This is a genomic window from Pseudomonas sp. GD03842, assembly GCF_029841165.1.
GTDB lineage: Bacteria > Pseudomonadota > Gammaproteobacteria > Pseudomonadales > Pseudomonadaceae > Aquipseudomonas.
This window is the reverse complement of the sequence record NZ_JAOCEA010000003.1, coordinates 296787-315492: the sequence shown is the minus strand read 5'-3', so window position 1 is coordinate 315492 and position 18706 is coordinate 296787. Positions and strand designations below refer to the sequence as shown.

General features: G+C 59.6%; 17 protein-coding genes and 1 pseudogene. 13 read left to right on the top strand and 5 right to left on the bottom strand.

Annotated elements, in window-relative coordinates; all coding sequences use genetic code 11:
* Window positions 1–57: 57 nt before the first annotated feature.
* From N5D61_RS06425 to N5D61_RS26465, 9 genes and pseudogenes are all read left to right on the top strand, one after another.
* Window positions 58–1350 (top strand): MFS transporter, encoded by a 1293-nt coding sequence (locus N5D61_RS06425; RefSeq protein WP_108236230.1) that lies wholly within the window; start codon window positions 58–60, stop codon window positions 1348–1350.
* A gap of 325 nt (window positions 1351–1675) precedes the next feature.
* Window positions 1676–2656, top strand: a complete 981-nt coding sequence (locus tag N5D61_RS06420) for a phosphate ABC transporter substrate-binding protein PstS family protein (RefSeq protein WP_108236229.1) — start codon at window positions 1676–1678, stop codon at window positions 2654–2656.
* Between the two features lie 183 nt (window positions 2657–2839).
* Window positions 2840–5125, top strand: coding sequence for an ABC transporter permease subunit (locus N5D61_RS06415; protein ID WP_279891478.1), 2286 nt, complete (start codon window positions 2840–2842; stop codon window positions 5123–5125).
* Between the two features lie 11 nt (window positions 5126–5136).
* Window positions 5137–6807 (top strand): phosphate ABC transporter permease PstA, encoded by a 1671-nt coding sequence (pstA, locus tag N5D61_RS06410; protein WP_279891477.1) that lies wholly within the window; start codon window positions 5137–5139, stop codon window positions 6805–6807.
* A gap of 111 nt (window positions 6808–6918) precedes the next feature.
* The gene (pstB, locus tag N5D61_RS06405) at window positions 6919–7752 is read left to right on the top strand and encodes a phosphate ABC transporter ATP-binding protein PstB (RefSeq protein WP_279891476.1); all 834 of its coding nucleotides are present in this window, start codon (window positions 6919–6921) and stop codon (window positions 7750–7752) included.
* Window positions 7753–7806: 54 nt separating this feature from the next.
* On the top strand, window positions 7807–8565 hold the full coding sequence (gene phoU, locus N5D61_RS06400; RefSeq protein ID WP_108236226.1) for a phosphate signaling complex protein PhoU: 759 nt from the start codon (window positions 7807–7809) through the stop codon (window positions 8563–8565).
* Between the two features lie 183 nt (window positions 8566–8748).
* Window positions 8749–9645, top strand: coding sequence for a response regulator (locus N5D61_RS06395; RefSeq protein WP_279891474.1), 897 nt, complete (start codon window positions 8749–8751; stop codon window positions 9643–9645).
* Between the two features lie 212 nt (window positions 9646–9857).
* Window positions 9858–10766, top strand: a complete 909-nt coding sequence (locus tag N5D61_RS06390; protein ID WP_279891472.1) for a M23 family metallopeptidase — start codon at window positions 9858–9860, stop codon at window positions 10764–10766.
* 72 nt (window positions 10767–10838) lie between these two features.
* Window positions 10839–11069: pseudogene (locus N5D61_RS26465) on the top strand (DUF6861 domain-containing protein); the annotation flags it as partial.
* Between the two features lie 7 nt (window positions 11070–11076).
* Here the strand turns inward: N5D61_RS26465 and N5D61_RS06385 are convergent.
* From N5D61_RS06385 to phoB, 3 genes are all read right to left on the bottom strand, one after another.
* A complete protein-coding gene (locus tag N5D61_RS06385) occupies window positions 11077–12417 on the bottom strand; it encodes a hemolysin family protein (RefSeq protein ID WP_279891470.1) in 1341 nt (446 codons plus the stop codon).
* Between the two features lie 99 nt (window positions 12418–12516).
* Window positions 12517–13818: a phosphate regulon sensor histidine kinase PhoR gene (phoR, locus tag N5D61_RS06380; protein ID WP_108236222.1), complete on the bottom strand. Its 1302-nt coding sequence runs from the start codon at window positions 13816–13818 to the stop codon at window positions 12517–12519.
* A 51-nt stretch (window positions 13819–13869) separates the two neighbouring features.
* Window positions 13870–14559 carry a phosphate regulon transcriptional regulator PhoB gene (gene phoB / locus N5D61_RS06375; RefSeq protein WP_062379821.1) on the bottom strand — a complete coding sequence of 230 codons (690 nt, stop codon included), beginning with the start codon at window positions 14557–14559 and terminating at the stop codon, window positions 13870–13872.
* Window positions 14560–14729: 170 nt separating this feature from the next.
* Here phoB and N5D61_RS06370 point away from each other — a divergent pair, with 170 nt between their 5' ends.
* Window positions 14730–15107, top strand: a complete 378-nt coding sequence (locus N5D61_RS06370; RefSeq protein WP_108236221.1) for a hypothetical protein — start codon at window positions 14730–14732, stop codon at window positions 15105–15107.
* A 34-nt stretch (window positions 15108–15141) separates the two neighbouring features.
* Here the strand turns inward: N5D61_RS06370 and ubiA are convergent, their stop codons facing one another.
* Both ubiA and N5D61_RS06360 read right to left on the bottom strand, forming a co-directional pair.
* A complete protein-coding gene (gene ubiA / locus N5D61_RS06365) occupies window positions 15142–16032 on the bottom strand; it encodes a 4-hydroxybenzoate octaprenyltransferase (RefSeq protein WP_279891466.1) in 891 nt (296 codons plus the stop codon).
* On the bottom strand, window positions 16032–16607 hold the full coding sequence (locus tag N5D61_RS06360; protein WP_279891463.1) for a chorismate lyase: 576 nt from the start codon (window positions 16605–16607) through the stop codon (window positions 16032–16034). Before N5D61_RS06360 ends, ubiA begins: the two co-directional genes overlap by 1 nt.
* Before the next feature lie 216 nt (window positions 16608–16823).
* On the opposite strand from N5D61_RS06360, the gene N5D61_RS06355 reads away from it, so the two are divergent.
* From N5D61_RS06355 to N5D61_RS06345, 3 genes are all read left to right on the top strand, one after another.
* Window positions 16824–16991 carry a rubredoxin gene (locus N5D61_RS06355; RefSeq protein ID WP_279891461.1) on the top strand — a complete coding sequence of 56 codons (168 nt, stop codon included), beginning with the start codon at window positions 16824–16826 and terminating at the stop codon, window positions 16989–16991.
* 31 nt (window positions 16992–17022) lie between these two features.
* Entirely contained in the window at window positions 17023–18171 is a 1149-nt protein-coding gene (locus N5D61_RS06350) for an FAD-dependent oxidoreductase (RefSeq protein WP_279891460.1), read from the top strand.
* Window positions 18172–18358: 187 nt separating this feature from the next.
* Window positions 18359–18634, top strand: coding sequence for an HU family DNA-binding protein (locus N5D61_RS06345; RefSeq protein WP_108236217.1), 276 nt, complete (start codon window positions 18359–18361; stop codon window positions 18632–18634).
* Window positions 18635–18706 lie beyond the last annotated feature (72 nt).

The following is an 18706-nucleotide window of genomic DNA, read 5'->3' as shown; positions in this document are numbered from 1 at the left end:
CGGCTGCCTGACTGTTGATCATTCGCCCAAGAGAGCCTCAAAAGAGAAGCCATTGTCATGTCCTCTGTGTCTTCCAGTGTCGCGCCGTCGCGCCCGCTGACTCGCAACGATTATAAAACGCTGTCGCTTTCCGCCTTGGGCGGCGCGCTGGAGTTTTACGACTTCATCATTTTCGTCTTCTTCGCCGCCGTCGTCGGCAAGCTGTTTTTTCCTGTGGACATGCCGGAATGGCTGCGTTTGATGCAAACGTTTGGCATTTTTGCAGCCGGCTATCTGGCCCGTCCGTTAGGTGGGATCGTCATGGCCCACTTTGGCGACCTGCTTGGCCGCAAGAAAATGTTCACTCTGAGCATCTTTCTGATGGCGCTCCCTACGCTCATCATGGGCCTGCTGCCGACGTACGCTCAAATTGGCATCTGGGCGCCGATGCTGCTGTTGCTGATGCGCGTCATTCAGGGCGCGGCGATTGGTGGCGAAGTGCCCGGGGCGTGGGTATTCGTTTCCGAGCACGTTCCTTCACGTAACGTCGGTTACGCCTGTGGCACCCTGACGTCCGGTTTGACGGCCGGCATTCTGCTCGGCTCGTTGGTAGCCACTTGGATCAATAGCCTGTACACGCCTGCTGAGGTTTCGGACTACGCCTGGCGCATTCCTTTCCTTCTCGGTGGCGTGTTTGGTCTGATGTCGGTTTACCTGCGCCGCTGGCTCCACGAGACGCCGGTGTTCGCCGAACTGCAATTGCGCAAGCAACTGGCTGAAGAAGTCCCACTCAAAGCCGTGCTGCGTGATCATCGCGGCGCGGTCGTACTTTCGATGGCATTGACCTGGCTGCTCTCGGCAGGCGTTGTCGTCGTCATCCTCATGACGCCCACCCTCCTTCAAACCCTGCATGGCTTCGCGCCTGCGGTAACATTGAAAGCCAACAGCCTGGCCATCGTCATGCTCAGCCTGGGCTGCATCGGCGCAGGCGCTCTGGCGGATCGTTTCGGCGCGGGGCTGGTCTTTCTCCTTGGCTCACTCGGGCTGCTGGTCACGTCTTGGACCTTCTACCACACCGTCGGGGCCTACCCCGACTGGCTGTACCCGCTTTACGCGTTGACCGGGCTGTTCGTCGGCACCATCGGCGCGGTGCCGTTCGTGATGGTCAAGGCCTTTCCGCCTGTCGTGCGTTTCTCAGGGTTGTCGTTCTCTTACAACCTGGCATACGCCATCTTCGGCGGGCTGACGCCGATGGTGGTCACGCTGATGCTCAAAGCCAACCCCATGGGCCCCGCGTGGTACGTGGCGATCCTGTGCGGGTTGGGAATGGTGATTGGGCTGTACCTGCTGAAGAGCAAGCGGATTCAGTAAAAAGACGACGGTTCGCGGGCAGCCCCTGCCCGCGAGGCCGCGCCAGCATTTGGCGGTGACCCGCGATGATGAAACGGGTCCCGTTACTCCCCGTGCTGGGTGCCGCAGCGAAACGTTCAGGGCTTGCCTTTTTTTGTCGTCATTGAGCTTCATTCGTAAGAAGCGTCGAGCAAACGTGCGCTGAATAGCCATCGCTGACTGACTGCAGGGTCAGAGTGGATGGCGAGCGCGCCTGACGGCTCATTCATATGCCTGTCACAATCTGGTCATAGAGTGGTCACATGGCCCTCCATCGGGCCCACCTGAAACTTCGCCAGGAGCCGGCATGAGACTCAAACGTATGATGGCTGCAATCAGCCTCCTTGCAGCCAGTTTGGCAGCCGTTCATACGAGCGCCGCAGTGGATCCCGCGATCAGTTCCTATAAAAGAGCCTCCGGAGTGTCGGGCAACCTGTCCAGCGTCGGTTCCGACACATTGGCCAACCTGATGACGATGTGGGCTGAAGCTTATAAGCAGGAATATCCCGCGGTGAATATTCAGATTCAAGCCGCCGGCTCATCGACTGCACCCCCCGCGCTGACCGAGGGAACCGCGACGCTCGGGCCCATGAGTCGCAAAATGAAAGATGGCGAAGTATCGGCCTTCGAGCAGAAATACGGCTACAAACCCACGGCCATTCCTGTGGCAGTGGATGCATTGGCGATCTTCGTACACAAGGACAACCCCATCAAAGGCCTCACGTTGCAGCAAGTGGACGCCATCTTCTCGGCCACGCGCCTGTGCGGCGCCAAGGCCGAGGCCAAGACGTGGGCAGACGTGGGAGTGACCGGCGACCTGGCAGGCAAGTCGATTCAGCTGTTTGGCCGTAACTCAGTGTCGGGTACCTATGGGTACTTCAAGGAGGCTGCGCTGTGTAAGGGCGATTTCAAACCCAATGTCAACGAGCAGCCAGGCTCCGCCTCGGTGGTCAGTTCGATCAGCAACTCGTTGAACGGGATCGGTTACGCCGGTATCGGGTACAAAACCTCCAGCGTGCGAACCGTACCGCTGGCGCGCAAGCAAGGCGATACCTACATCGAGGACAACGAAGCCAATGCGCTCAATGGGACTTATCCGCTGGCGCGCTTTCTTTATGTCTACGTCAACAAGGCCCCTAACTTACCGCTGAACCCGCTGGAAGCGGAGTTCGTCAAACTGGTCTTGTCCCGACAAGGTCAGGAAGTTGTCATGAAAGACGGGTACATTCCTTTACCAGCCAAGGTTGTCGACAAGACGCTGGCTGATCTGGGGCTACAAAAACGGTAGCGCGCATCGCTGCCTGGACAACCCGGATGCAGGGCGAGAGGTTCGTCCTGCATGGAGTAGAGGGCCTTACGGATCGAGGCTTGCGAAATATGAGCAGTCCGTTGCCACGGTTCCGGGGCGACGGGCTTGTTTGCGTCACCATGCTGTCATGTATCTGTCATACATTGCCGCTAGGGTGTGCGCATGAATGATTTGGCCAATTCATCGATGATCGAGAAGTCCCCACCTGAGCGTATTGATTTCAATACGCCGCAGATGCAACGCAGGCGTCGTATCCGTGCGCTCAAGGACCGTCTGACGCGCTGGTACGTCTTGCTGGGTGGCCTGGCCGTTCTTGCGGCGATCACGTTGATCTTCTTTTATCTGGCCTACGTGGTGCTGCCGCTTTTCCAGGGCGCGACACTGACTGCATCGACGGCGCAAAGCCCAGCTTGGGAACAGGGCGCCGGCGCAGCGATGCTTCTGACGCTCGAGGAGCAGAATCTGGTCGGCATGCGAGTCTCTGACCAGGGTGAGGTCCTGTTCTTCGACACCCGGGATGGCAGTGAGCTTTCCCGCGTGCGATTGCCGATCCCGACCGGGGTACACGCAACCTCTGTGGCCCAGGATCAGCCGGGCAAGGCATTGGTGGCGGTTGGGCTGTCCGATGGCCGAGTGCTCGTGTTCAAGCACGGTTACCCGATCAGCTACCCCGAGAACAAGAAAACCATCACCCCGGCTGTGACCTTCCCGTATGGCGAAACCCCGATCACGCTCGACGCGCAGGGGCGTGCGCTGGAACACGTCAGCCTCAACGCGAGCGACACCACGCTGATGCTCGCAGGCGCGACCGGTGCCGAACTGCACGTGCGGTCGCTGACACAGACCGAAAATCCCCTGACCGGTGAAGTGGCCCATCGTCAAAGCCGAATCGACCTTCCGCAACTCTCGTCAACGGTCAAGGCGATCTACATCGATGCGCGTCAGCAATGGCTGTATGTCATCAATGGGCGCGCTCAAGCCGATGTCTTCAGCCTCGAGGACCGTACCCTCAACGGGCGCTACAAGCTGCTCGAGGATGCCAGTGCCGAGACCACGGCCAGCGCCCAGTTGGTCGGTGGTATCTCGCTGATGATCGGCAATTCCAGAGGCAACATTGCTCAGTGGTTCATGGCGCGTGATGTGGACGGCGAAATGCGCCTGCAACACATCCGGGATTTCAAGATGAGCGGCGCGCCGATCGCGCAGATCGTCGCTGAACAGCGTCGCAAGGGCTTTATCGCCATGGACACCGCTGGCGGGCTCGGCGTGTTTCACAGTACTGCCCACCGCACGCTGTTGATCGAGCCGGTAGCAAGCGGCCCGGCGATCATGGCGCTGTCCCCTCGTGCAGACCGCGTCTTGGTCGAAGACGGCGGCAAGTTGCTGCCTCTGACCCTGAAAAACCCACATCCGGAAATCTCTTGGAGTGCGTTGTGGGACAAGGTCTGGTACGAGAATTACGACGAGCCCAAGTACATCTGGCAATCCACGGCTTCGAGCAGTGACTTCGAGCCCAAACTCAGCCTCGCACCGCTGACCTATGGCACGCTGAAAGCTGCGCTCTACGCCATGCTGGTCGCGGCTCCGCTGGCCGTGGCGGCGGCGATCTACACGGCGTATTTCATGGCGCCGGGCATGCGTCGCAAAGTCAAACCGGTAATCGAACTGATGGAAGCCATGCCGACGGTCATCCTTGGCTTCTTCGCCGGCTTGTTCCTGGCGCCCTACATCGAAGGGCATCTGCCGGGCATCTTCAGCCTTTTGATCTTCACGCCCATCGGTATCGTGGTGGCGGGGTTTCTCTGGTCGCGTTTGCCCGATTCAATTCGCCTGCGTGTCCCCGATGGGTGGGAAAGTGCGATTCTGATCCCGGTCATTCTGCTGGTGGGCTGGTTGTCACTGAGCATGAGTTCGCACTTGGAGAACTGGTTCTTCGATGGCGACATGCGCTCGTGGATCACGCACTACCTGGACATCCCTTATGACCAGCGCAACGCCCTGGTGGTCGGTCTTGCCATGGGTTTTGCTGTCATCCCCAACATCTATTCGATTGCCGAAGATGCCGTATTCAGCGTGCCACGCAGTTTGACCCATGGCTCGCTGGCGTTGGGTGCGACACCTTGGCAGACGCTGATGCGGGTGGTGATCCTCACCGCCAGCCCGGGTATTTTTTCGGCGCTGATGATCGGTATGGGCCGCGCCGTGGGCGAAACCATGATTGTGCTCATGGCCACGGGCAACACCCCGATCATGGACATGAGCCTGTTCGAAGGCATGCGCACTCTAGCGGCCAACGTCGCGGTGGAGATGCCGGAATCGGAAGTCGGCGGCAGCCATTATCGGGTGTTGTTCCTCGCTGCGCTGGTCCTGCTGACGTTTACCTTTGTCATGAACACCTTGGCAGAGCTGATTCGTCAGCGCTTGCGCAAGCAGTATTCGTCTTTCTAGGGCAGGTACAAATGAAAAAGACCTCCCTCAAGACCTGGTTCAAAAGTGGCGCCCCCGGTGTGTGGATCAGCGCGGGTGCCGTATCGATCGCGGTCATCATGACGATCGGTTTGCTGGCCATCATTGCCGTGCGGGGGCTTGGGCACTTTTGGCCGGCGGACGTACTCTCCGCCACCTATGCGGTGCCGGGTCAGGCACCTCAGAAGCTGGTGGGGGAGTGGGTGCAGACCGAAGAGGTGCCGCGCGCACGCTTGAAGAGTGCCGGGCTGCCCGTGCCTGACCAGGGCCCGGAGTTCATGACACGAGACTTGTTCAAAGTCGGTAACCGCGATCTCAATCCCAGCGATTTCAACTGGGTCGTGGGGGAGTGGCTGACGGAGCAAAGCACGCCTGCCGACGTGATGACACTCGAACGGCGCGAATGGGGCAATTTCTACGGCTACCTGGTCAACGTAAAAGAAAATGGCCACGTGGTCGCCGACGGTGACGCCGCATGGCCGCAACTTCAGGCGCGTCTTCAACGTGCACAGCGCATTTCCGAGGAACTCGGCAGTCTCGAGAAGACGGACATCGGTGCCATCAACCACGGTATCGAACGGCTGCGCCTGCGAGCGCGCAAGCTGGAGCTCGACGGCCAGCTAGGACCCGAAGCACAAGCTGACATGGCGGCCGAGCGCGCCGAATACGAGGCGCACTACAAGCAGGTCGAGTCCCGCTTGAGCGCATTGCGCGCCGAGGTCGGGCGCGACAGCCTGACGGCGCGGGATGCCAGCGGCAGGGAAGTCGAAATCAACCTTGGCAAAGTCGTTCACGCCTATCGACCCAACGCGATGAGCGTGACATCGAAGCTAGGCTTCTATTTCATGAAGTTGGGGGAGTTCCTCAGCGACGATCCGCGCGAGGCCAACACCGAGGGTGGCATTTTCCCGGCGATCTTCGGGACCGTCATGATGACGTTGATCATGGCCGTGGTCGTCACTCCGTTCGGCGTGCTGGCGGCAGTCTACCTGCGTGAGTATGCGCGGCAAGGGCCGGTGACGCGGCTGATCCGCATCGCCGTGAACAACCTCGCGGGCGTGCCGGCCATCGTCTACGGCGTCTTCGGCCTGGGCTTTTTTGTCTACGTACTCGGCGGCTCGCTGGATCGGCTGTTCTTCCCTGAAGCGCTGCCGGCACCGACCTTCGGCACGCCCGGCCTGCTGTGGGCGTCGCTGACCTTGGCCTTGCTCGCGGTGCCGGTGGTGATCGTGGCCACCGAAGAGGGCTTGGCCCGTATTCCCTTGTCCTTGCGTGAAGGTTCGCTGGCCCTCGGCGCAACCCAGGCTGAAACGCTTTGGAAAATCGTGCTGCCCATGGCCAGCCCCGCCATGATGACCGGCTTGATTCTGGCGGTTGCCCGCGCCGCCGGTGAAGTGGCGCCGCTGATGCTGGTAGGGGTGGTCAAGCTGGCGCCATCCCTTCCAGTGGATGGTCATTATCCTTACTTGCACCTCGACCAAAAGATCATGCACTTGGGCTTTCATATCTACGACGTGGGCTTCCAGAGCCCCAACGTCGAAGCCGCGCGGCCGCTGGTGTATGCCACTGCGCTGTTGTTGGTGCTGGTGATCGCCCTGCTGAACCTGTCGGCGGTGACGCTTCGCAACCGGCTCCGTGAAAAATACCGTGCGCTGGACGGCTAGAAGCAGCGGCGAGCGACAAACTTCAGGCGGCAGGCTCAACGCCGCTCCGTGCTTTTCCGAACGTGCAGCTTGCGGCTTGAAACGTGCCGCAAAGACCGAAGCGAGATAGAGATGCAGAAAGATCCACAGACGCACGGCGTGAACCTATCGGCCATGGGGCGCAAGCGTCAGGGACAGGCCTTCGCCGGCGAGGACATCGCGTTGGAAGTGCCCGGCCTTGACCTGTTCTACGGCGACAAGCAGGCACTCTTCGATATTCGGATGAACATTCCGAAACGGCGCGTGACCTCGTTCATCGGCCCCTCTGGCTGCGGCAAATCAACCTTGCTGCGCACCTTCAACCGCATGAACGATCTGGTGGACGGTTGCCGTGTGCAAGGCGAAATTCGCTTGGAAGGACGTGACATCAACACCAAGGGCGAAGATGTTGCCGAGTTGCGTCGTCGCGTGGGCATGGTGTTCCAGAAGCCGAACCCCTTTCCAAAAACGATTTATGAAAACGTCGTCTATGGCTTGCGCATTCAGGGCATCAACAAAAAGCGCCCTTTGGATGAAGCGGTCGAGTGGGCGTTGAAGGGCGCGGCCCTTTGGGAGGAGGTCAAAGACCGCCTCCACGAGTCGGCCCTTGGACTTTCCGGTGGTCAGCAGCAACGCCTGGTGATCGCACGCACCATCGCCGTCGAGCCTGAAGTCCTGCTGTTGGATGAGCCGTGCTCCGCGCTCGACCCGATCTCGACGTTAAAAGTCGAAGAGCTGATCTACGAACTGAAATCCAGATACACCATTGTGATCGTTACCCACAACATGCAGCAGGCGGCGCGTGTATCGGATTACACCGCTTTCATGCACATGGGCAAGGTAGTCGAGTTTGGGGACACCGATACGCTGTTCACCAATCCGACCAAAAAGCAGACTGAAGACTACATAACCGGTCGTTACGGCTAGCACGTGCTTCGTCAGCCCTGAACCACCGCGCAATCAATCGGACGGACACCCAGCATGATCAAAGACAGCCATACACATCACATCTCCCAGCAGTTCAACGCTGAGCTGGAAGACGTTCGCAGCCACCTGCTGGAAATGGGGGGGCTGGTCGAGAAGCAGGTCAACGATGCCGTGACCGCACTGATCGAAGCCGACTCGGGGTTGGCCCAGCGGGTTCGTGAAGTCGACGATCGCATCAACCAGATGGAACGTAACATCGATGAAGAGTGCTTGCGCATTCTGGCTCGCCGCCAACCCGCGGCCTCGGATCTGCGCCTGATCATCAGCATTTCCAAGTCGGTCATCGATCTGGAGCGCATCGGAGACGAATCCACCAAGATCGCCCGTCGCGCCATTCAATTGTGCGAGGAAGGTGAATCGCCGCGAGGGTACGTGGAGGTCCGCCACATCAGTGATCAGGTCAGCAAGATGGTGCGTGACGCGCTTGACTCGTTCGCTCGCTTCGACGCAGACCTGGCCCTGGCGGTGGCGCAGTATGACAAAAACATCGACCGCGAGTACAAGACAGCCCTGCGTGAACTGGTCACGTACATGATGGAAGATCCCCGTTCGATTTCACGCGTGCTGAATGTGATCTGGGCACTGCGTTCGCTGGAACGTATCGGCGACCATGCGCGCAACATCGCTGAGCTCGTGATCTATTTGGTGCGGGGTACCGATGTGCGCCACCTGGGCCTCAAGCGCATGCAGGAAGAAGTCAAAGGGCTGTCTGCAGAAATGCCTAATGTTCCAGACTCGCCTGACGATAAGTAATATTGCCTGAGAAAAAACGCCTGGCGAACGCCGGGCTTTTTTTTGGGCAGCCAGCCGGTCTGGCCTCCCTATTTTTCAGTCACCCGCGAATACAATGTCCCGGTGTCGTCAAACAATTTGGCAGTTGGCCACCAGCCAGCGATATGCTCGCCATTTGCGGTGAACACGCCATCAGGAGCGTCGATGAGTAAAGTCAGTGTGTTGGTCGTGGATGATGCGCCGTTCATTCGCGATCTGGTCAAGAAAGGTCTGCGCAACGCTTTTCCCGGCATCACTTTGGAAGATGCGGTCAATGGCCGCAAAGCTCAGATACTGCTGACCAAGGAAGCGTTCGATCTGGTGCTCTGCGATTGGGAAATGCCCGAGATGTCCGGGCTCGAGTTGTTGACTTGGTGCCGTCAGCAGGAAAGCCTGAAAACCATGCCGTTCATCATGGTGACCAGTCGTGGCGACAAAGAAAACGTGATTCAAGCGATTCAGGCGGGTGTTTCCGACTTCATTGGCAAGCCGTTCACCAACGAACAATTGCTGACCAAGGTGAAAAAAGCGCTGCACAAAGTCGGCAAACTTGACGCCCTGATGAGCAGTGCGCCCCGCCCCAGTGCGGCATTTGCCAACGATTCGTTGGGTGCGCTCACCGGTAATCGTCCTGAAGTGGTGTCCGCTACTCCAGCCGCTGCTGCCCAGCCTTTGGTCAAGCCCCAACCCACGCCTGCGCCCGCTGCAGCTGCCCCTGCCCCGACTGGCAGAGGGCAAGGTCAGTTGCGCCTGCCCAGCGGCGCTCAGCAATGCGTGATCAAGGCCCTGACGCTCAAGGAGGCGTTACTCATCGTGCGTCGCGGTGAAGTCCTGCCACAGATCCTCGATGGCGCGGTGCTGGATCTTGAGCAAGGAGAGAACGCTGAAGTGGCCCGCCTGAACGGCTACCTCCATGCGATTGCAGCGTTTGAGCAGAAGCCGGACAGCGACTGGTTGCAACTGACATTCCGCTTTGTCGATCAAGACACTCAGAAGCTCGATTATTTGTCGCGTCTGATTGCCCGTGGTACTGCGCAGAAGCATTTCGTTCCGGGCGCGTAAGCGCCTGAATCCATAGGGGGCTGGACTGTCGAGGGTGACTGCCGCGACAGACGCCCCTTTGCGTTGCATAGAATTTGCACAACCCCTGGCGCCCGCCCCTGACGCGATTTCCTTGACGCTTCGTCTATTACCGATTGATACGGTTGAGTCCCGTTTCATCGGTATCGCTGTTAGGCTGGCGACCATTGTTCTCCAACGCCAGGCCTATCCAGATGTTAGAGCGCTTGCTGGTGGTGTGTGCATTCCTGCTGGCTGCGCAATCGGCCGCCGCCGTCACCATCTATCGATATACCGACGCCAATGGGGTGGTTTCGTTTACCGACCATCCCGTGCCCGGCGCGCAGGTGATGAAGCTGCGTGAGCGCATGGTCGAGCGCATCGACAGCCAAGTGCGCTTGAGTGTCCGGAAGGCCAAGGGCACGGACAGCCTTTACGTGCGCAACGATCTGTACGCGCCGGTCGAGGTGGAACTCAGGCTCTCGGGCGTCAAGAACGTCATAGGTGTCACCGATCAAGTCATCCGGCGTACCCTCCCTGCGCGCAGCAACGAACGCCTGATTGCCCTCAGCCCGCAGATCCCGAGCAAGGCCATGGCCTACAAACCCAGCCTGCGCTCGACGATGGGAGATCCGGTGCGGGGCATCGCGAACAGCAGCGGGGGATATCGGTATCCGCTGCCCTGGATTGGCGGGCCGTTTCGTATAAGCCAAGGCCCCAACGGCGCCTACAGCCATGTGGGCGCCAAGAGCCGCTACGCCATCGATATCGCCATGCCAGAGGGCACGCCCATCATCGCCGCGCGCAGCGGGACTGTGATCAAAACGGAGAACAACCAGTCAGGCCGAGGGGCCAACCCGTCCGGCAACTTCGTGCGGATTCTTCACGATGACGGGACGATGGGCGTCTATCTGCACCTGAAACAGGGCTCTGTCAGCGTCAAGGAAGGAGACCGGGTGGTAGTAGGCACGCCGTTGGGCCGCTCGGGAAATACCGGCAACAGCACCGGCCCGCATCTGCACTTCGTGGTACAGCGCAACGTGGGGCTTGCGCTGGAGTCGATTCCGTATGAATTCGCTCAGCCGGTGCAGAGCCTGCCGAATTTTGCGGTGGGTGGGAATTGAGGCGAGGCTGTACGTATTCGCATGAGTCATTCTTCCCAGCAATCCGCCCTGATTTGATCCGACCTTTCTTTTGGTGTGAAACCGGTGGGGCTGCCCCCTCTGCGGCGGCTTCGCAGCAAAGATTCAGGAATGAACCGAACGAGCAGCCCGCAAACTGGCTGGCGGCCAAGAGCAGTTGGTGTCATTGCTCCTGACCGCCGTCGTCACCGACCTCACCCGCGGCCCGATCAAGGCCGGGGTGGCGAACAGCTGGAGAGCATGGCTACTCGTATCGCAAGGCTACAGGCAAAGATTTTCAACAAGCCTTGCCTCAATCCAGCTTCAACACCTTCGCCAGCACGATCTTCGGCCCTTTCATCTTTTTGATGATGATGCGCAGGCCTTCGACTTCCATCACTTCTTCTTCCTCAGGCACACGCTTGAGGCTGTCGTAGATCAGGCCCGCCAATGTCTCGGCTTCGACGTGGTCCAGGTCGATGCCCAGCAACCGTTCGACCTTGAACAGCGGGGTGTCGCCGCGCACCAGCAGTTTGCCAGGCTGATAGGCCAGGATGCCGCGCTCGGCCTTGCGGTGTTCGTCCTGAATGTCGCCGACCAGCACCTCGAGCACGTCTTCCATGGTCAGGTAGCCGATCACTTTGCCGTCCGCTTCTTCCACCAGCGCGAAGTGCGCACTGCCTTGGCGGAATTGTTCCAGAAGGCGGGACAGCGGCATGTGTTTGGACACGCGTTCCAGCGGACGGGTCAGTTCCGACAGGTTGAACGACTCGGGAAGGTGATCGAGCGCCGCCAGTTCGAGGAGCAAGTCCTTGATATGCAACAGCCCAACGAACTCCTCGCGTTCCGAGTCATACACGGGGTAGCGGCTGAATTTATGGCGGCGGAACATGGCCAAGATGTCTTTGAGCGGCGCATCGGCATAAAGAATGACCATGTCTTCGCGAGAGTTGGCCCAGTCGACCACTTCCAGCTCGCCCATTTCCACGGCGGAGGCCAGAACACGCATGCCTTGGTCGCTGGGGTCCTGGCCGCGGCTGGAGTGCAGAATCAGCTTGAGCTCTTCGCGGCTGTAGTGGTGCTCATGATGAGGCCCCGGTTCACCCTGGCCGGCGATGCGCAGAATGCCGTTGGCACTCGCGTTGAGCAGGTAAATGGCGGGGTACATGATCCAGTAGAACAGGTAGAGCGGCACAGCGGTCCACAGCGACAGCAGCTCGGGCTTGCGGATCGCCCAGGATTTGGGAGCCAACTCGCCGACCACGATGTGCAGATAAGAGATGACGAAGAACGCTGTGAAGAACGATACGCCTTTGATCACTTCAGGCGAGCTGACGCCCGCGGCTTCCAGCAACGGTGCCAGCAGGTGCGCGAAAGCGGGCTCACCGACCCAGCCAAGCCCCAGCGACGCGAGGGTGATACCCAATTGACACGCCGACAGATAGGCATCGAGTTGGTTGTGTACCGTCCGGAGAATGCGGCCCCGCCAGCCGTTTTGCTCGGCGATGGCTTCCACGCGGGTGGAGCGCAGTTTGACCATGGCGAACTCTGCGGCAACGAAAAATCCGTTGAGCAGGACCAGAATCATTGCGAAGAGAATCATGCCGAAGTCGGCAAAAAGTGAAGCCAGGTTAATACCAGGGGAAGGGTCCATGATGGAGTTTTGCTGGTTCCGTTTCAAAATAAGGATGAAATGAGCCCTCACGGATGGAGGGCCCAAGCAGCGCAATCTAGCGGGTATCTAGCGCCATTGCTAGGGTTTGGTCATCTGTGCAGGGGCGAAGTTGCAGATAAACAGGCTGCCTTTGCCGAGCACGCTGTTGATCTCCAGCGCGCCGCGATGACGAAGCAGAACGTGTTTGACGATCGCCAGGCCCAACCCGGTGCCACCAGTGTTGGACGCGCGGCTGGAGTCGACCCGGTAAAAGCGCTCGGTCAAGCGAGGTATGTGTTTGGTGTCGATGCCGATGCCTGAATCCTGCACACTCAAATGCGCTCCGCGCCCGTCCGCCCACCAGCGGATGCGGATCGTGCCGTCGGCGGGGGTGTACTTCACCGCGTTGAAGATCAGATTGGAGAAGGCACTGCGCAATTCCGCCTCGCTGCCTTTGAGGCTCACCTCATCTTCGATGGCCAGCGTGATCTGCTGATTCTTGCTGCCTGACAGCGCCTGAGCGTCATGGGTGATGCTCTTTAGCAGGGGGGCGATGGCAACGGGGTGGTTGTCGGAGGGGTAGTCAGTGGCTTCGAGCTTGGCCAGCAGCAACAAGTCGTTGAGCAACGTTTGCATGCGCTCACCCTGTTGTTGCATCTGTTGCAACGCCCGACTCCAGCGGGGGTTCACCTCTTCGACGTTGTCCAGCAGCGTCTCCAGGTAGCCGCAGATGACCGTCAGCGGGGTGCGGAGCTCGTGGGAGACATTGGCGACGAAGTCTTTGCGCATCTGTTCGAGTTGATGCAAGCGCGTCACATCACGCACGAGCATGAGATGCTCGTTGTTGCCATAACGCGTGATCAGCATTTGAATGCGCATGCGGTCGCTGGCAGGTGAGGGAATTTCAAGTGGCTCGGCGTAATTGGCCTGTTCGAAATACTCTTTGAAGCGTGGATGCCGCACCAGATTGGTCACGGGTTGGCCGCTGTCTTGTGGCGTCTTCAGGCCCAGCAGCGTTTCAGCGGCGCGGTTCCACCATTCGAGGTTGCCTTCGCTGTCGAGCATGATGACAGCGTCCCTGAGTGCGGCGGTCGATTCCTGAACGCGATCAATGACCGCCTGCAAGCGCCCGCGCACGCGTTGGTCGCGCCGTTGCAAATGGTAGATGCTGTCGAAAACGTCGCCCCACAGTCCATAGCCGTCCGGCGGTGGCTCATCGGGCGTGTGGTGGCGTAACCACTCATGCAGGCGTAGCAGCTGCTTGAGTGTCCAGGCCAGGTACAGCCCCAGACCGATCGCCAGGCACCCGCCGTAATGCCCGCTGACAAGCCCGGCCAGCAGCGAGGCGCTGACCAACAGCAGCAGGTGGCGTATCAGGGTGCCATGCCAGTTTTGATTCAATTAACGCGTCCTTGTTTTTCAGCGTCATGCTGACCTTCGCCAAAAGCCTGTTCAGCTTTTGGTGGAGAAACGGTAACCAGTACCGCGGACGGTTTGTACCAGATTTTCGTAGGCATCACCGAGGGCTTTGCGCAGGCGACGAATGTGCACATCGACGGTGCGCTCTTCGACGTAAACGTTGCCGCCCCAGACCTGATCCAGCAATTGCCCGCGGGTATAGGCGCGTTCCTGGTGGGTCATGAAGAACTGCAGCAGGCGATACTCGGTGGGGCCCATTTCCGCAGGCTTGCCGTCGATGGTGACGCGATGGCTGATCGGGTCGAGCAGCAGGCCACCGACTTCGATGGGTGACTCACCGTCGTTGGGGCCTGCGCGCCGCAACACAGCCTTGAGGCGCGCGACCAATTCGCGAGGGGAAAAGGGTTTGGTGATGTAATCGTCGGCGCCAACTTCCAGGCCTTGGATCTTGTTGTCCTCTTCGCCCTTGGCCGTCAGCATGATGATTGGGATGTCGCCGGTCAGTTCGTCACGCTTGAGTCGGCGCGCCAGCTCGATGCCGGAGGTGCCGGGCAGCATCCAGTCGAGCAGGATAAGGTCGGGTTTACGGTCGACAATGACGGCGTGCGCTTGCTGAGAGTTTTCCGCCTCCATGCAGTCATAGCCGGCCATTTCCAGTGCGACGGCGATCATTTCGCGAATCGGCGCTTCGTCGTCGACGATCAGAATGCTCCTGCCAACCATGCCTCGAACCTCATGTCATTTAACTGTCTTGGGCCGCATTAGATAACGGAATTATTGCAGTCGTGTGACAGGTTAATGCGAATGAGGCGAGAAGTCTGGGCTCCAGCTAGACTATCGGCCCTGTCCTACAAGAAATGTCGAAGCAACGACGAACAAAAGAGGATCTACCGATGGCAAAACTTTCCACTGCACTCCTGGGCCTGTTGACGGCGGCTGCGCTGGCCTCATCCGGCATGGCGTTCGCGTCTCCAGCTGAAACGAAAGACGGCGTGCTGGTCGACAGCAAAGGCATGACGCTTTACACCTTCGACAAGGATACGTCTGCCGGTAAATCGGTCTGCAACGACCAATGCGCGGTGAACTGGCCGCCGCTGGTGGCTGAGGCCAGCGACAAGGCCAAGGGAGACTGGACCATTATCAAGCGTGACGACGGCGCCTCGCAGTGGGTCTACAAAGGCAAGCCGCTGTACACCTTCAAGAATGACAAGGCTGCGGGAGAAAAGTCCGGCGATGGCAAAGGCGATGTCTGGCACGTTGCCAAACCCTGATCCACTTCGAGCCGTCTGCGCTGGCCCTCACGGGTCAGCGCATCGCGTAATCCACGACGATCCCGACGAAAATCGCCAGGCCGGCCCAGTGGTTGTGCAGGAAAGCCCGGAAGCAGGCGTGTGGGTCCCTGTCGCGGGTTGACCAGAACTCCCAGACGAAACAGGCCGCAGCGACCACCAGTCCGAGAAAGAAATACAGTCCCAGTTCAAACCGCGAACCCGCCAGCATCAGGCAGAACAGCGCCAATCCCTGCAGCGTGAGAATGATCACCCGGTCAGCGTCGCCGAACAGTACCGCCGTGGACTTTACGCCAATCTTGAGGTCGTCCTCGCGGTCGGTCATCGCATAGTACGTGTCGTAACCCACGGTCCACAGCAAATTGGCGATGTACAACAACCAGGCTGCGGCAGGGAGGTTGCCGTCCTGCGCGGTGAACGCCATCGGCATGCCCCAGGAAAACGCGGCGCCCAGCACCACTTGCGGGTAATAGGTGTAGCGCTTCATGAAGGGATAGGTCGCGGCCAACGTGAGGCCGCCGAACGACAGCCACACCGTGGTCGCGTTTGTCAGCAGGACCAGCCCGAAACTCAGCCCTACCAGCAGCGCAAACAGAATCAGCGCTTCTTTCGATGTCACCTTGCCGCTGACCAGCGGGCGCTGTTCGGTGCGTTTGACATGACCGTCGACCTTGCGGTCGGCGAAATCGTTGATCACGCAGCCTGCGGCGCGCATCAGGAAGACACCGATCACGAAAATCAGCACATTGCCCAGCGAAGGCGAGCCCTTGCCTGCGATCCACAATGCCCAGAGCGTCGGCCACAGCAGCAGGTAGATGCCAATGGGCTTTTCGAGGCGCATCAACTGAATAAAATCCCACGCCCGAGGGTGCAGGCGATTGAAGGATTTGAGCAGCGACAGATACATCAGCGGCGCTCCCTGGCAGCATCAGGCGTCTGGTCGATAACCTGCCAGACGGTCGGCAAAAACACTTCGGCCACCAGGATGCTCAGCGGCCCACGGCGGAAACACGAACGGCGCCCCCACAGCTCCTCACCAGCGTCTGCATCGGGCAGCCAGCGCGTGGGGTATTGGCAGACTTGCAACGGCCCCCGCACGAAAGCTCGGTCACTGAACAGCCATTCGCCCAGCGAGCGTGTGCCGAGCTGGTCCATGTGCAGGCCATCCTGCGCCAACGCGGCGCGCCCGGCGACGCTGCGGGCGAACACCCATTTCTCGCCGCACCCCAACAGGTACACCTCGCGGACCCAACCCTCGCTGCCTGTGGGCAATTGCAAGGCGGCGCATTCGTCAGCACGCAGGCGCTGCCAGCCCTCGAACAAGGGCATGACGCTGAAGCTCTCGTTGGAAAGCCGCGTCAGCCGGCGCGTGAGGGAGTCTTCATGGAAAAGCCATTCGAGCACGGCTGGCGCGGGAGGGGCGATCAGTTGCTCACGCAACAGCCATTCGGGCGAAGTAGGTGCAGGATTTCGCGGGATCACAGTGAGCAGATATCGGCGGCAATCGAGGCAGCGAGCTTAGCACGATTGGCGAAGCGGTCCGACGACCGGGTACGGTCATCGGCGTCGATGAAACTTGCATAGACGCCCGCCGGTCAGTAAAACGCCCTGACCCAGTCGTCAAAAATACGGGGCTCTGTCCAGGAGTCACAGCCGTGCGGCTGGGCACGTATAGCCTGAAACCGAGAGAACCGACCCATGAAAAAGTGGCAATGCATTGTCTGTGGCCTGATTTACAACGAAGCCGACGGTTGGCCGGATGACGGCATCGCCCCCGGAACCCGCTGGGAAGACGTTCCCGAGGACTGGCTATGCCCGGACTGTGGCGTCGGAAAAATGGATTTCGAGATGATCGAAATCGTTTGATTTCATTGACCTACTGACTCTGGAGAGCGGCATGAGCGCACCTGTGGTGATCATTGGCACTGGCCTGGCGGGATACAACCTGGCCCGTGAATTTCGCAAACTCGACAGCGAGACGCCGCTGTTGCTGATCACCGCCGATGATGGTCGTTCGTACTCCAAACCCATGTTGTCCACCGGTTTCGGGAAGAGCAAGGACGCCGACGGCCTTAGCATGGCCGAGCCCGGGGCAATGGCCGATCAACTGAAGGCTGAAGTGCGGACTCACACCCGAGTGAGCGGGATCGACCCAGGGCACAAGCGACTGTGGATCGGTGAAGAGGCCGTTTATTACCGCGACCTGGTGCTGGCTTGGGGCGCTGAAACCGTGCGCGTGCCGGTGGAGGGCGATGCAAGTGATGCGATTTTTCCGATCAACGATCTTGAGGATTACGCCCGTTTCCGTCTAGCTGCACTGGGCAAGCGCCGGGTCTTGATCCTCGGCGTTGGATTGATCGGTTGCGAGTTCGCCAATGACCTGATGCTTGGCGGTTATCAGGTGGACCTTGTCGCCCCCTGCGAACAGGTCATGCCGACCCTGTTGCACCCGGCAGCCGCGGCCGCGGTTCAGGCCGGGCTGGAAAGCATCGGCGGGCGATTTCACCTCGGTCCGGTGTTGAGTCGGCTGTTACGAACCGAGGAAGGATTAGAGGCGCACTTGTCTGATGGCCAAGTGCTGCGCTGCGATTTGGTGGTCTCGGCAGTTGGCTTGCGTCCGCGCGTAGACCTTGCAGCCGCCGCCGGCCTTGAAACGTCGCGAGGCGTCGTGGTGGACCGTTATTTGAAAACATCGCACGCCAACATCTATGCGCTAGGTGATTGCGCCGAGGTGGATGGTCTCAATTTGCTGTACGTCATGCCGCTGATGAGTTGCGCCCGCGCGCTGGCGCAAACGCTCACTGGCACCCCGACAGCGGTGAAGTACGGGCCGATGCCCGTAACCGTAAAGACCCCGGTTTGCCCATTGGTGGTTTCGCCCGTGCCAAAAGGCCGCGAGGGCGCCTGGAGTGTCGAAGGGCAGGGGGCCGACATCAAGGCGCTGTGTCGCGATGCGGACGGAAACCTGCTCGGATACGCCCTCACCGGCGCGGCTGTGATGGACAAACTCGCGCTGAACAAGGTGCTGCCGCCGCTGTTGGCGTAAATGCATGTCGTTCTGTCGGATAAGCCACGTTTTTGTTGATATAAACGTCGCTCCTGCACTGGCGTCGTGCTCGGTGGCATGCCATCCTCATTCCGGTCTGCCGCTACGTAGAGCCGTCGCGGCACCTGCTTGCAGCCTATTGCTGGCTGCGCGGGACATAAAAACAAAAACCGTAAAGAGGCTTCATATGCGTAAACCAGAACTCGCAGCCGCCATCGCTGAAAAAGCAGATCTCACCAAAGAACAAGCCAACCGCGTTCTCAACACTCTCCTCGACGAAATCACCAATGCGCTGCACAAAAAGGACAGCGTAACCTTGGTTGGTTTCGGTACGTTTCTGCAACGCCATCGCGGCGCCCGCACCGGGAAAAACCCCCAGACGGGTGAACCGGTCAAGATCAAGGCCAGCAACACCGTCGCCTTCAAACCCGGCAAATTTCTGAAAGACAGCGTCAACCCATAATCTGGGACCGGACGCCTTGCGGAAGGCGAACGGTGCGCAAGTGGGCATACCTGAAACCGGGATGCCCATTTT

What these genes read in the sequence shown, in the direction of transcription:
- N5D61_RS06425 (WP_108236230.1), top strand. Translation starts at nt 58, where the DNA reads ATGTCCTCTGTGTCTTCCAGTGTCGCGCCGTCGCGCCCGCTGACTCGC.
- N5D61_RS06420 (WP_108236229.1), top strand. Translation starts at nt 1,676, where the DNA reads ATGAGACTCAAACGTATGATGGCTGCAATCAGCCTCCTTGCAGCCAGT.
- N5D61_RS06415 (WP_279891478.1), top strand. Translation starts at nt 2,840, where the DNA reads ATGAATGATTTGGCCAATTCATCGATGATCGAGAAGTCCCCACCTGAG.
- pstA (WP_279891477.1), top strand. Translation starts at nt 5,137, where the DNA reads ATGAAAAAGACCTCCCTCAAGACCTGGTTCAAAAGTGGCGCCCCCGGT.
- pstB (WP_279891476.1), top strand. Translation starts at nt 6,919, where the DNA reads ATGCAGAAAGATCCACAGACGCACGGCGTGAACCTATCGGCCATGGGG.
- phoU (WP_108236226.1), top strand. Translation starts at nt 7,807, where the DNA reads ATGATCAAAGACAGCCATACACATCACATCTCCCAGCAGTTCAACGCT.
- N5D61_RS06395 (WP_279891474.1), top strand. Translation starts at nt 8,749, where the DNA reads ATGAGTAAAGTCAGTGTGTTGGTCGTGGATGATGCGCCGTTCATTCGC.
- N5D61_RS06390 (WP_279891472.1), top strand. Translation starts at nt 9,858, where the DNA reads ATGTTAGAGCGCTTGCTGGTGGTGTGTGCATTCCTGCTGGCTGCGCAA.
- N5D61_RS06385 (WP_279891470.1), bottom strand. Translation starts at nt 12,417, where the DNA reads ATGGACCCTTCCCCTGGTATTAACCTGGCTTCACTTTTTGCCGACTTC.
- phoB (WP_062379821.1), bottom strand. Translation starts at nt 14,559, where the DNA reads ATGGTTGGCAGGAGCATTCTGATCGTCGACGACGAAGCGCCGATTCGC.
- N5D61_RS06370 (WP_108236221.1), top strand. Translation starts at nt 14,730, where the DNA reads ATGGCAAAACTTTCCACTGCACTCCTGGGCCTGTTGACGGCGGCTGCG.
- ubiA (WP_279891466.1), bottom strand. Translation starts at nt 16,032, where the DNA reads ATGTATCTGTCGCTGCTCAAATCCTTCAATCGCCTGCACCCTCGGGCG.
- N5D61_RS06355 (WP_279891461.1), top strand. Translation starts at nt 16,824, where the DNA reads ATGAAAAAGTGGCAATGCATTGTCTGTGGCCTGATTTACAACGAAGCC.
- N5D61_RS06350 (WP_279891460.1), top strand. Translation starts at nt 17,023, where the DNA reads ATGAGCGCACCTGTGGTGATCATTGGCACTGGCCTGGCGGGATACAAC.
- N5D61_RS06345 (WP_108236217.1), top strand. Translation starts at nt 18,359, where the DNA reads ATGCGTAAACCAGAACTCGCAGCCGCCATCGCTGAAAAAGCAGATCTC.